12 protein-coding genes are annotated in these 12,587 nt (G+C 61.4%); 11 read left to right on the top strand and 1 reads right to left on the bottom strand.

Features of this window, described 5'->3' with window-relative positions; genetic code table 11:
* Positions 1-167 precede the first annotated feature (167 nt).
* From RIB87_RS10580 to RIB87_RS10560, 5 genes are all read left to right on the top strand, one after another.
* Positions 168-1,811, top strand: coding sequence for an electron transfer flavoprotein-ubiquinone oxidoreductase (locus tag RIB87_RS10580; RefSeq protein ID WP_350146572.1), 1,644 nt, complete (start codon positions 168-170; stop codon positions 1,809-1,811).
* 113 nt (positions 1,812-1,924) lie between these two features.
* Positions 1,925-3,730 carry a tetratricopeptide repeat protein gene (locus tag RIB87_RS10575; RefSeq protein WP_350146347.1) on the top strand — a complete coding sequence of 602 codons (1,806 nt, stop codon included), beginning with the start codon at positions 1,925-1,927 and terminating at the stop codon, positions 3,728-3,730.
* A gap of 23 nt (positions 3,731-3,753) precedes the next feature.
* On the top strand, positions 3,754-4,113 hold the full coding sequence (locus RIB87_RS10570; RefSeq protein WP_350146345.1) for an MmcQ/YjbR family DNA-binding protein: 360 nt from the start codon (positions 3,754-3,756) through the stop codon (positions 4,111-4,113).
* Positions 4,110-4,988 (top strand): 4-(cytidine 5'-diphospho)-2-C-methyl-D-erythritol kinase, encoded by an 879-nt coding sequence (locus RIB87_RS10565; protein WP_350146343.1) that lies wholly within the window; start codon positions 4,110-4,112, stop codon positions 4,986-4,988. Before RIB87_RS10570 ends, RIB87_RS10565 begins: the two co-directional genes overlap by 4 nt.
* Before the next feature lie 155 nt (positions 4,989-5,143).
* On the top strand, positions 5,144-5,434 hold the full coding sequence (locus tag RIB87_RS10560) for a GIY-YIG nuclease family protein (protein ID WP_350146341.1): 291 nt from the start codon (positions 5,144-5,146) through the stop codon (positions 5,432-5,434).
* A 151-nt stretch (positions 5,435-5,585) separates the two neighbouring features.
* Here the strand turns inward: RIB87_RS10560 and RIB87_RS10555 are convergent, their stop codons facing one another.
* A complete protein-coding gene (locus RIB87_RS10555) occupies positions 5,586-6,605 on the bottom strand; it encodes a polyprenyl synthetase family protein (protein ID WP_350146339.1) in 1,020 nt (339 codons plus the stop codon).
* 175 nt (positions 6,606-6,780) lie between these two features.
* On the opposite strand from RIB87_RS10555, the gene RIB87_RS10550 reads away from it, so the two are divergent.
* From RIB87_RS10550 to glyS, 6 genes are all read left to right on the top strand, one after another.
* Positions 6,781-7,014 carry a putative signal transducing protein gene (locus RIB87_RS10550; RefSeq protein ID WP_350146336.1) on the top strand — a complete coding sequence of 78 codons (234 nt, stop codon included), beginning with the start codon at positions 6,781-6,783 and terminating at the stop codon, positions 7,012-7,014.
* On the top strand, positions 7,015-7,797 hold the full coding sequence (locus tag RIB87_RS10545) for a tRNA1(Val) (adenine(37)-N6)-methyltransferase (RefSeq protein WP_350146334.1): 783 nt from the start codon (positions 7,015-7,017) through the stop codon (positions 7,795-7,797). It abuts the gene before it with no gap.
* Positions 7,794-8,696: a S49 family peptidase gene (locus tag RIB87_RS10540; RefSeq protein WP_350146332.1), complete on the top strand. Its 903-nt coding sequence runs from the start codon at positions 7,794-7,796 to the stop codon at positions 8,694-8,696. The genes RIB87_RS10545 and RIB87_RS10540 overlap by 4 nt, the downstream gene beginning before the upstream one ends.
* A gap of 22 nt (positions 8,697-8,718) precedes the next feature.
* Positions 8,719-8,925 carry a hypothetical protein gene (locus RIB87_RS10535; RefSeq protein WP_350146330.1) on the top strand — a complete coding sequence of 69 codons (207 nt, stop codon included), beginning with the start codon at positions 8,719-8,721 and terminating at the stop codon, positions 8,923-8,925.
* Between the two features lie 153 nt (positions 8,926-9,078).
* Positions 9,079-9,984 carry a glycine--tRNA ligase subunit alpha gene (locus RIB87_RS10530; protein ID WP_350146328.1) on the top strand — a complete coding sequence of 302 codons (906 nt, stop codon included), beginning with the start codon at positions 9,079-9,081 and terminating at the stop codon, positions 9,982-9,984.
* A 141-nt stretch (positions 9,985-10,125) separates the two neighbouring features.
* On the top strand, positions 10,126-12,372 hold the full coding sequence (glyS, locus tag RIB87_RS10525; protein WP_350146325.1) for a glycine--tRNA ligase subunit beta: 2,247 nt from the start codon (positions 10,126-10,128) through the stop codon (positions 12,370-12,372).
* The last annotated feature ends 215 nt before the right edge of the window (positions 12,373-12,587 follow it).

The following is a 12,587-nucleotide window of genomic DNA, read 5'->3' as shown; positions in this document are numbered from 1 at the left end:
TTTGCTTTATGCCCGGCAGCCGAACGCCGCTGCACCCCGCCTGTAAGAAGGCACGGCGTGCGCGGATATCCCGCTTGTAGGAGAATGATGTGTCTGACGCCCTCAAGAATGCCAGCGAAGTCAACGCGACGCAGGGGTTTATTCTGCACCCTGAGCAGCGCGAAGCCATGGAATATGACGTGGTTATCGTCGGGGCAGGGCCCGCAGGTCTTGCAGCCTCCATCAGGCTCAAGGAACTGGCTGCGGAAAATGATTTCGAGATTTCCGTCTGCGTCCTTGAAAAAGGTGCCGAGGTTGGCGCGCACATTCTGTCCGGTGCGGTGATTGACCCGATCGCGCTGGATGAACTGATCCCCGATTGGCGCAGCGACGACACCTGCCCGGTCAAGACCGAAGTCAAGGCTGACCACTTCATGGTGCTTGGCCCATCCGGGTCCATCCGCCTGCCCAACTTCATGATGCCGCCGCTGATGAACAATGACGGCAACTACATTGCGAGCCTTGGCAATACATGTAAGTGGCTGGCTGAAAAGGCCGAGGCGCTGGGCGTTGAAATCTATCCCGGCTTTGCCGCTGCCGAGGTGCTCTACAATGACGACGGCTCCGTCAAGGGCGTGGCCACCGGCGACATGGGTGTGGGCAAGAATGGCGAGCCCAAGGACGCCTACATGCCCGGCATGGAACTGCTCGGCAAATACACATTTTTTGCCGAAGGCGTGCGCGGCTCGCTGTCAAAGCACATCATCCGCAACTTCAAGCTGGATGCCGACAGCGAACCGCAAAAGTTTGGCATCGGCATCAAGGAAGTGTGGGAAATTGAACCGGCCAAACACAAAAAGGGCCTGGTGCAACACTCATTCGGCTGGCCGCTTGGCATCAAGACCGGCGGCGGCTCGTTCCTCTATCATTTCGACGACAACCTGGTGGCCGTCGGCTTCGTGGTCCACCTCAACTACTCAAACCCGTATCTGTCGCCGTTCGATGAGTTCCAGCGCTTCAAGACGCACCCGTCCATCCGCGGCACGTTTGAGGGCGGCAAGCGCCTGAGCTACGGCGCCCGCGCCATTACCGAAGGCGGCTATCAGTCCGTACCCAAACTATCATTCCCCGGTGGTGTGCTGGTGGGCTGTTCGGCGGGCTTTGTGAATGTGCCGCGCATCAAGGGCAGCCATAACGCCATGGCCACCGGCATGATGGCGGCGCAGGCAGCTTTTGAAGCGATCCGCGATGGCCGCGCGGCTGACGAACTCACCACCTATCAGGACGCCTACGAAACCAGCCACGTGGCCAAGGATTTGAAGCGCGTGCGCAACGTCAAGCCATTGTGGTCAAAGTTCGGTACACTCATCGGCATCGGCCTGGGCGGCATCGACATGTGGATGAACAACCTTGGCATCGGCCTGCCGTTCACTCTCAAGCACGGCAAAAAGGATGCGGACAGCCTCAAGCCCGCCGCCAAGTGCAAACCGATTGCCTACCCCAAGCCTGATGGCGTTATCACCTTTGACAAGCTGTCGTCGGTGTTCCTGTCGTCCACCAACCACGAGGAAGACCAGCCCGCGCATCTGCGCCTCAAGGACGAGAGCATTCCCATTGGCGTGAACCTGCCCGAATGGGCCGAACCCGCCCAGCGTTATTGCCCGGCAGGCGTGTATGAGGTGGTCACCAATGATGATGGCACAGACCCGCGCTTTCAGATCAACGCGCAAAACTGCGTCCACTGCAAAACCTGCGACATCAAGGATCCCAGCCAGAACATCAACTGGGTGGTGCCTGAAGGCGGCGGCGGACCGATTTACGTCAATATGTAAGCGGTGTGGGTCGATCCATGTCATATGGCGTAAAGCGGATTTGACTAAGCCTATGCGCGCGCCTGCGGTAGAGTGGTGCTTAGCGGTTTAACGAGTGGCAGGTGCAAGCAGACGTGACAGACCTTCTGACATCTCATCTGCCGCGCATGGCAAAGGTGCTTGCCACGGGCCTCATGGCCGCCGTGCTGGCAGGGTGTGCCGGATTTGGCCAACTCGACACGCGCGACTTTGATGACAGCACCGTTGGTAAAAACCTGCGTGTGGATGCTGCGGGCCGCAACCCCGACAGCAAGCTGGGCAACTACCTGGCCGCCCGCCACGCCACCAACCGGCGCGACCGCGATGCGGCGGCTGATTTCTACGATCAGGTGCTGACCGAAGATCCGAAAAACCGCGTTATTCTGGATCGGGCGTTTTTGCTGCAGGTCACCGCAGGCAACATTCCGCGTGCTGCCACCCTGGCTGAAAAAGTTGTGCGGCAGGATCCCGGAGATCGCACCGCGCGGCTGGTCCTGGGTGTGCGTGATGCCCGCAACGGCAACTTTGTGCGTGCCCGTGAACAGTTTGACGAAGCATCCCCTGGCCCGTTCACCAGCCTCGTCGGCGGGTTGCTGTCGGCCTGGACCTATGTAGGTGAGGGCAACTACGCCGCCGCGCTGCAAAAACTCGATTTCGACACCAATGGAGCTGATGCAGGCCCCGGCCATACGCTTTTCAGCAGCTACCACACAGCGCTGATCGCTGATCTGGGCAACCGCACGGATGCGGCCCGCGAGGCCTATGAAACCGCCATGTCGTCATCCGGCGGCGGGTCCGTGCGCATTGTCGAGGCGTATGGACGCTTTCTTGAGCGCACTGGCCAGTCTGATGATGCGGTGGTGATTTATTCCGGCTATCTGGCCTTATCGCCCGGCCACCCCCTCATCACTGCGGCCCTGTCGCGCGCCCGCGCGGGCAATGTGCCAGATCCGCTGGTGACCACAACACGCGGCGGCGTGGCCGAGGCGCTTTACGGTCTGGGCAGTGCGCTGTCGCGCGATCAGGGCGTGGATGTATCGGTGCTGTATCTGCAGCTTGCTCTGTATGCGGACCCCGATCTTGATGTTGCGCGCGTGCTGCTGGCTGAACTGCTGACCAATTCCGGCGATCTTGAAGCGGCGGCCGCTGCCTATGACGCCGTGCCGTCGGGTTCAGCTCTTTCCACCACTGCCCGCATCGAGCACGCGCTGCTGCTTGAGCGTATCGGCCGCACGGATGAGGCTATTTCAGCCCTGCGCAGACTTGAACGGCGCGAGGGCACCAACGGCGAAATCGCCATTGCACTGGGTGACCTGTATCGCTCCAAGGAGCGTTTTGCCGACGCCGAAGTACAGTATTCCAAGGCGCTGGACCTGCTGCGCGACGCTGTAGGCCGCCACTGGACACTGTTTTATGCACGCGGCGTCACCCGTGAACGGCAGGGCAAATGGCAGTCCGCCGAAGACGATTTTCTCAAAGCGCTGGAGCTTGAGCCGGATCAGCCCTACGTCCTCAACTATCTGGGCTATTCGTGGCTGGAGCAGAACCGCAATTTTGATGAAGCCCTGGACATGATCCAGCGCGCCGTGGACCAGCGCCCCAACGACGGCTTCATAGTGGACAGTCTGGGCTGGGCATTTTTCCAGCTTGGCCGCTATGACGAAGCCGTTGAACAGCTTGAGCGCGCGGTTGAACTGGACCCCCACGACCCCACCATCAACGACCATCTGGGGGATGCCTTCTGGAAAGTGGGCCGCCGCACCGAAGCCCGCTTCCAGTGGCAACATGCACTCGACAGCGACCCCGAAGAAGACGTGGCCACGCGCATCAAACTCAAGCTGGACGTGGGTCTGGACGCGGTTGAAGCGGCAGAAGCCGCCAACGCGTCGGCGGGTTCCTGACGTCAAGCAGGAGAACGCTGGCGATGACACGCAAGCAATTCAACGCCTACTGCAAATCACTGCACGCCACCAGCCACATTGTGCAGTGGGGCGATGCGGATGTCTGGAAGGTGGGCGGCAAGGTATTTGCCATTTGCGGCTGGGCCGACGATGAAGCCGCCTTCACCTTCAAGGTTACTGACATGGCCTTTGAAATGCTGCCGCAACAAGCCGGCATCAGGCCCGCGCCCTACATGGCCTCACGCGGTCTCAAATGGGTGCAGCATTATGCGAAGCCCGGCCTCACCGACGATGAGTTGAAGGCTTACATCAAACAATCCCACGGGATGATTGCTGCCGGGCTGTCGAAGAAAAAGCAAAAAGAGCTGGGGCTGCTCGCGTGAGTGCCGTCAGCGAAAAGGCCCCCGCCAAGATAAACCTCACACTGCATGTGCTGGGCAAGCGCGCCGACGGCTATCATCAGCTTGAAAGCCTTGTGGCGTTTGCTGGTGTTGGCGACACGCTGACGGCGGAACCCGCAGACGACCTGTCGTTCACCGTGACCGGCCCCAACGCTGCGTCACTGGCAGATACGCCGGACACGGACAATCTGGTTTTGCGCGCTGCCCGGCTGCTGGATCAGGGGCGGGGCCAGAAACACGAGCAGGGTGCCCGCATCACCCTTGAAAAGCACTTGCCGGTTGCAGCGGGCATAGGGGGTGGCTCTGCCGATTGCGCAGCCGCCCTGCGCGCGCTGAACACCCTGTGGACCCTTGGTCACAGCACCGCAGAACTGGCAACGCTGGGCGCGCAACTCGGCGCAGATGTGCCGGTCTGCCTCCACGCGCCACACCCGCGCATCATGTCGGGCATTGGTGAAATCATCACGCCGCCGCCGCTGTTGCCGCCCGTATGGTGTGTGCTGGTAAACCCCGGTGTGCCTGTCGCAACCGGCCCTGTTTTCAAGGCTTTGAACGCGGGCAATGTCACCGGCGCAACCAACACCTTCTGGCCCGGCGGTTTCGCGGATGCGCAGGCTCTCGCCCGCTTCCTGCTGACATGCCGCAACGACCTCGAACCCCCCGCCCGCGCGCTGGTGCCGCAGGTGGGCGAGGCGCTAAAGGCGCTGTCCGCAACCAGCGGCTGCCTGATCGCCCGCATGTCCGGCTCAGGAGCCACCTGCTTTGGTTTGTATGCTGATGAAGCGGCGGCGCTGGATGCCGCGCAGAGTCTGCGGCGCCCGCAATGGTGGGTCGCGGCGGCAGAACTGCTTTCTTAAAAACATCCGCCAGCATTTGTCGCACCTGACCCTCCGGTCAATCCCCCGATCAAGTCGGAGGAGGAGGGAGGGCGGAGAAAGGTGGGTGGGGCCCAACAAAAACCCCGACTTCCCTCCGGCTTGACCGGAGGGTCTCGTTGCGGCTCTGCTGCCCCATGGCCTTTTTCGTGTACATCATGACCAACAAGCCCGACGGCACGCTTTATATCGGGTACACGGATGATCTGGGCCGACGCCTCATGGAGCACCGCGAGAAAGTACGCGAAGGGTTTGCGAAACGATACAACCTGACCCGCCTCGTACATTTCGAAGCCTACGATACACGCGAGAAGGCAAAGCAGCGCGAGCGGCGGCTAAAGCGGTGGTTGCGGGTGTGGAAGGCGGAGTTGATCGAAAAAGAAAACCCCACGTGGCGGGATTTATCAGAGGATATACCGCTGCCATAGCAGGTTGATACGAGACCCTCCGGTCAAGCCGGAGGGAAAGCGGTAATTTTAGTCCGATCCTTTGCCCCACCAACCGACATCCCTGCTCCTCCGACTTGATCGGGGGATTGACCGGAGGGTCTCACTGAAACGGGATTTCCGAATCCTGATCTCAATAGCTGCGGTTCACGCAGAAATGCACGAGGCTGATGAGCACCTCGCGCATGTCGCTCCTGGGGAAAATCGCCAGCGCGTCACATGCAATGGCGCCGTAGTGCCGCGCCCGCCCGATCGTGTCATCGAGGCAGCCGTGCTTTTGCATGATGGCAATCGCGTGGTCCATGTCGCTGTCGTTCTGCTCGCCATCCCGCAAAGTGCGTTCCCAGAACTGGCGTTCCTTGGCGTCGCCCCGGCGATACGCGAGCACGACGGGCAGCGTCAGTTTGCCTTCGCGGAAATCATCACCCACGGTCTTGCCCAGTGTTGCCTGACGGCCCGAATAATCCAGCGCGTCATCCACAAGCTGAAACGCAATGCCCAGATTGCGGCCATAGGACTCAAGCGCCGCCTGCTCGCTTTGCGGGCGCTCGGCAATGATCGCGCCCACTTCGGTGGCGGCTGCAAACAGCGCCGCCGTTTTGGCGTTCACCACCTGCAAATAGGCATCTTCCGTGGTGCGCGTGTCTTTGGTGGTGGCAAGCTGCAGCACTTCGCCTTCAGCGATCACGCAGGCCGCGGACGACAAAATATCGAGCGCCGGAAGCGAGCCGACCTCCACCATCATCTTGAAGGCGCGGCCCAGCAAAAAGTCACCCACCAGCACGCTGGCCTGATTGCCCCATATTTTCCGCGCTGCTTCCTTGCCGCGCCGCAGGTCGCTTTCGTCCACCACGTCGTCGTGCAGCAGGGTGGCCGTGTGCATCAGCTCAACGGCGGCGGCAAGTTTGAGATGGTCCGTACCCTGATAGCCGCAGATATTGGCAGCCGCGAGCGTCATCATCGGGCGCAGGCGCTTGCCGCCGCTCTCAACAATGTGACCCGCCAGCTCCGGCACCATCTCGACCTGCGACGCAAGGCGCGACAGGATGAGGTCGGTGACCCGCTCCATGTCATCGCCCACAAGCGCTGTCAGCCGTTCAACAGCATCACTGCCGGCACCGCGTTCGCTTTTAAGGGGAACAACAACGCCCATTTTGGAGCGCTCCTTTGAGGTTTGGTAAGCTTTGGTTGCGATTGGCCGTGTTTTGGCGCATCCCGGCAGCTTTTCTGGCAGTCTAAGAGCGGGGGTCGGGGGGTCAAGTCAACTGTCATGCGGCGTGCCGCCGCGTATATCACGGCCGGTTTTAGGGGAATAGCAGCAAACACACATGATTGAACTTCTGCGCACAAACAACCAGGTGATGGTCTCATTCGCCGAAGCGCTGCTGAAAGATGCGGGCATTCCCTATGATGTGCTGGACCAGCACATGAGCGTGCTTGAGGGCTCGATCGGCGTTTTGCCGCGCCGCCTGGCCGTGCACGATGAAGACGCAGTGGCCGCGCGCCGCTTGCTGATAGACGCCGGCATCGACGTGCCGCCCATCGGGGAAAGCCGCTACTAGATGCAAACCGCCCCAACGAATGAAACCACCGATGATGATTTTCTCAGCGGCCAGATCAAATGCCTGCAGCCGCGCCACGGCTTCAGGGCCGGCCTCGACACGGTGATGCTGTCTGCCGCGTGTCCCGCCAGGCCAGGCGAACGGGTGATCGAGCCCGGCTGCGGCCCCGGCGTTGCCGCCCTGTGCCTCGCCAGCCGCACCGGCGCCCATGTCCTCGGTGTAGAAATTGAACACTCGGCCCTCGCGCTGGCCGCCAAAAATGCGGATCGCAATAACCTCGCTGACGTTATGACGCTGGTGGAAGCCGACGTCACCGCCAAGGGCAGCGTGCTTGAAGCTGTGGGGCTGGTGCCTGAAAGCTGCGACCATGCCATCGCCAACCCGCCGTTTCTGACCGAAAGCAACGCCAGTGTCCCGCCCGGCGATGCTCGCGCCCGCGCCCTTGCCGGGCCACAAAACCTGCTGGATGCATGGGTGAAGTTCGCCACCCGCATGGTGAAACCCGGCGGCACGCTCACCTTCATCAACCGTGCCGACAGGCTGGCGGAAATGCTCGCAACCCTCGACGGCAGGGCAGGGGGCACGCAGATTTTTCCGCTCTGGCCCGCGCCGCCCGACAGCGGCAAGCCCGCCTCGCGCATCATCGTGCAGGCCACCAAGGGCAGCCGCGCACCGCTCAAACTATTGCCCGGCATGGTGCTGCACGGCATGGACGGGCGATTTACCTCGCAGGCCTGGGCCATATTGCGCGATGGCGCGCCACTCCCTATGTCTGGCTCATGAAAATCAAAGAAAACCTGCGCGCCCTGCGCGACCAGCCGCTGATCGGACCCATCGCCCGGCGGCTGATCTCCGACCCCCAGCCCCTCGTAAACGTGGTGCGCCTGTCCGGCGTTATCGGCGGCACCTCCACGCCGCTGCGCTCGGCCCTGTCGCTGGCGGGCGTTGCGGCGGACCTTGAGGCTGCGTTCTCCAACAAATCCGCCAGGGCCGTGGCGCTGGCCATCAATTCGCCCGGCGGCTCGCCCGTGCAGTCAGCGCTCATCATGAAGCGCATCCGGGCGCTGTCCGCGGAAAACGAAATCCCGGTTTTTGCCTTCATCGAGGATGTGGGCGCGTCGGGCGGCTACATGCTGGCGCTGGCGGGCGACGAGATTTATGCCGACGAAAACTCGGTCGTCGGCTCCATCGGCGTTGTGTCGGCCGGTTTTGGCTTCAAAAGCCTGATCGACCGCATTGGCATTGAGCGGCGCATCTACACGGCAGGCGAAAGCAAGGCGATGCTCGACCCGTTCAAACCCGAAGACCCCAAAGACGTGGAACACCTCAAAAACCTGCAGGCCGAAGTCCACGAAAGTTTCAAGCAGATGGTGCGCGACCGCCGCGAGGGTAAACTGACGGCCCCTGAAAGCGACCTGTTCACCGGCTCGTTCTGGACCGGCGCCACCGCCAAAACCCACGGCCTGATTGATGGTCTGGGCGACATGCGCAGCATTCTGCGCGAAAAATACGGCGACAAGACCCGCCTCAAGCTGGTGCATACGTCCGGTGGCTTCCTGCGCCGCAAACATGCAGCGGAAGTGGCGGCCACACACCCGCCGCTTTTCTCAGACACCAATCTGGTCGAAAATGGCCTCACAGCGCTGGAAACCCGTGCGCTATGGTCGCGCTACGGCCTTTAAGTGCCGCAAAGGGGAGCAATCAATGACCAACCTCATTATCACCGGCCTTCTGGTGATCGGCGCCCTGGCCGCCTGGCGCGCCTTCAAGGACCGTGGCACGGGCCGCCGCTCGGCCGTTGAAGAAGCCGCCCGCCGCGCCACCGAGCACATGACCCGCCAGCGCGACAGCCAGACCCTTGAGCCAGGCAGCGACGGCGTTTATCGGCCCAGGGACAAATCCGGCAGCTAGCGCACACCGGGTATTCGCCTCTTTCCTTGACCCCACCTGACCCGCGCGGCTAGGTTCCGCCGCGCCGGGGGCAATGCGCGTTTCGCCAAGCGATTCTGCGAAAATCTCCCGCGTGTCAGACACTTGGTTTTGCAAAGCAGGCGCCCGCGCACCATGACCGCACCACCGGCCAGGGCCGACACATCCTTTCAGGGGCTGATCCTCACCCTGCAACGCTTCTGGGCGGAGCAGGGCTGCGTGATATTGCAGCCTTACGACATGGAAATGGGCGCCGGCACGTTTCACCCCGCCACAACGTTGCGCGCCCTTGGCCCCAAGCACTGGAACGCAGCGTATGTGCAGCCATCGCGCCGCCCGACCGATGGCCGCTATGGTGAAAACCCCAACCGCTTTCAGCACTACTACCAGTTTCAGGTGATCCTGAAGCCCAGCCCTGACAACATTCAGGAGCTTTACCTGCAAAGCCTCTATGCGCTGGGCATCGACCCCAAGCTGCACGACATCCGCTTTGTGGAAGACGACTGGGAAAGCCCGACGCTGGGCGCCTGGGGGCTGGGCTGGGAAGTGTGGTGCGACGGCATGGAAGTGTCGCAGTTCACGTATTTTCAGCAGGTCGGCGGCATCGACTGCGCGCCCGTGTCAGGCGAACTGACCTACGGGCTGGAGCGCCTGGCCATGTATGTGCAGGGCGTGGATAACGGCTTTGAGCTGGATTTCAACGGGGCGCAGGGCGACAAGAAAGTCACCTACGGCGATGTCTTCCATCAGGCCGAGGTCGAATACTCCCACCACAACTTTGAGGCTGCCGACGTTGAAACCCTCAAGGCGCATTTTGTTGACGCCGAAAAAGAGTGCGAGCGCCTGCTGAGCCATTCCCCGGCCCTGCCGCTGCCCGCCTACGATCAGGTGCTCAAAGCCTCCCACCGCTTCAACCTGCTGGATGCGCGGGGCGCCATCTCGGTCACTGAACGGCAGGCGTATATAGGCCGTGTACGGAACTTGGCCAAAGGCTGTTGCGATGCGTATCTGGCCACGCAGCTTGAAGGGGCGGACGCATGATGGTGGCCTCCTCTTGGTTTGTTGTGTGCCGGGCTGCCCTGGGCCCCGCGGTCAGGCCGCGGGGAAGCAACAAAGGTGTGCCCGGAGCCACACGTCCCTTCGTGCGCTTCCTGCCTCAGCAAAGTGAGGGGGCAATCAGCAATGCCTGAAACCCTCATTGAGCTGTTCAGTGAAGAAATCCCCGCGCGTATGCAAAAGCAGGCTGCGGAAGATTTGCAACGCATGGTCACCGGCGCGCTGGTGGATCAGGGCGTCACCTATGAGTGGGCGCGCATTCACTACACGCCGCGCCGGTTGATGCTGGCCCTTGGCGGTCTGCCTGGCTCAGCCCCTGACCGCAAGGAAGAACGCAAAGGCCCCCGCGTCGGCGCGCCCGAAAAAGCGCTGGAAGGCTTTTTGAAATCGGCGGGCCTTGCCAGCATTGACGAGTGCATCACCCAGGAAGACAAAAAAGGCGCGTTCTACGTTGCGGTGATTGAACAAAAAGGCCGCCCGGTGCCGGAGCTTCTGGCCGAGATTATTCCGGACACCATCAAAAAGTTTCCGTGGCCCAAGTCCATGCGCTGGGGCGCAGGCGCGCTGCGCTGGGTCCGCCCGCTGCACAGCATCGTCTGCACGTTTGACGGCGAGGTCGTGCCCTTTGAAGTTGCCCTCAACGACAATCAGAGCATTCGCAGCGGCAATACCACCTACGGCCACCGCTTCATGGCCCCGGACGCCATCACCGTGCACCGGCTGGAGGATTATGAAGTAAGCCTCGACCGGGCAAAAGTGATGGTGGACCCGGAAATCCGTATGCAGACGATTTTGCACGAGGCCAGAACCCTGTGTCAGGCGCAGGGCCTTGATCTGGTGGAAGACGACGCGCTGCTGGCGGAAGTCGCCGGTCTCGTTGAATGGCCGGTGCCGCTGCTCGGCAGCTTCGATGCCGCGTTTTTGGACGTGCCGCCCGAAGTGCTGACCAGCACCATGCGCACCAACCAGAAATACTTTGCCGTGCGCGACCCCAAAACCGGCGGCATGGCCCCCAACTTCATCTGCGTCGCCAACGTGGAAGCCGACGATGGCGGCAAGGCCATCGCGCAAGGAAACGCCCGCGTCCTGCGCGCGCGTTTTTCAGACGCCCGTTTCTTCTGGGATGAAGACAAGAAACGCACGCTTGAAAGCCGCATCGAAGACCTCAAAAACGTGGTGTTCCACGCCAAGCTGGGCACCGTGCACGACAAGATGGAGCGCGTCGCCAAGCTCGCCCGCGAACTGGCCCCCAAGGTGGGTGCCGACCCGGACAAGGCCGAACGCGCCGCCTGTCTGGCCAAGGCTGATCTGACGACGGGAATGGTCTATGAGTTCCCCGACCTGCAAGGCACCATGGGCCGCTACTACGCGCTGGCTGACGGTGAGGACGCCGAAGTTGCCGATGCCATCCGCGACCACTACGCACCGCAGGGGCCGGATGATGACGTGCCGACGAGTCTCGTTTCCGTCGCGGTGGCGCTGGCGGATAAGCTGGATACCCTTGTTGGGTTTTGGGCAATCAATGAAAAGCCGACAGGATCTAAGGATCCATACGCACTCCGTCGAGCGGCGCTCGGTGTCGTACGCGCTATTCTCGAGCGCGATCTGCGAGTTAATTTGGTGGGCTGGCTTTCGAGCCACGCAGATTTTGTGATCACCGACAATTATGAGCGGGCGAAGTTTAAGGAACTTGATTCTATACGAGAATTGGAGAAGTGGGGCGTCCCATCCGATATTGTAAGTGAGCTCGCACTCGACCGTTTGAAGAATATGGAGCTTCGTGCGCCAAGTTATGGCGCTATCACAGGACTCGGAGGCATTAGACCTGCAGTCTGTTATACTTTTTCGGGCGCACTTCTCGACTTTTTCGCAGACCGCCTGAAAGTCTATCTGCGCGACCGAGGCGCACGCCACGACCTCGTCGATGCCGTCTTCGCCATGGAAGGGCAGGACGACCTCTGGCTCATCGTCCAGCGCGTCAACGCCCTGTCTGATTTCCTCGCAACCGACGATGGCGCAAACCTGCTGGCTGGCTACAAACGCGCGGCCAACATTTTGCGCATCGAGGAAAAGAAGGACAAACAAACCGTCTCCGGTGCGGCCAATACCGAACTGTTTGCCGAGAAGGCCGAGAGCGATTTGTATGCGGCCATTGATGCGGCCACCGGCATTGCCCGCGAGGCCGTGGCCAAAGAGGATTTCGCCGCCGCCATGGCAGCGCTGGCAAAGCTGCGCGGACCGGTTGATCTGTTTTTTGAGGGCGTAACCGTCAATGCCGACGACCCTGCCTTGCGTGAAAACCGCCTCAAGCTGCTCGCGCAAATCCGCGATGCGCTGCATACGGTGGCTGACTTCTCACGAGTTGAGGGGTAGGAATGGCTGTTGTTATTGAGTTGAGCGCAACGCCCATGGATCCCCCGGTCAAGCCGGAGGATGGCGTGATAAAATGGGTCCACCATCAAACACCTGCCGCCATTGTCCGGTTTAACCGGACAATCCAGACAGCGGCTCTGATAGACCCTCCGATCAAGTCGGAGGGACGTCGGGGGGACGGTGAGCGGGCATGTTTTTTTCCGCACTTTCTCCTC

This window comes from Pyruvatibacter sp., assembly GCF_040219635.1.
Taxonomy (GTDB): Bacteria; Pseudomonadota; Alphaproteobacteria; order CGMCC-115125; family CGMCC-115125; genus Pyruvatibacter.
Note: the sequence above shows the minus strand (reverse complement) of the source record. Positions and strands in the feature narration are given on the sequence as shown.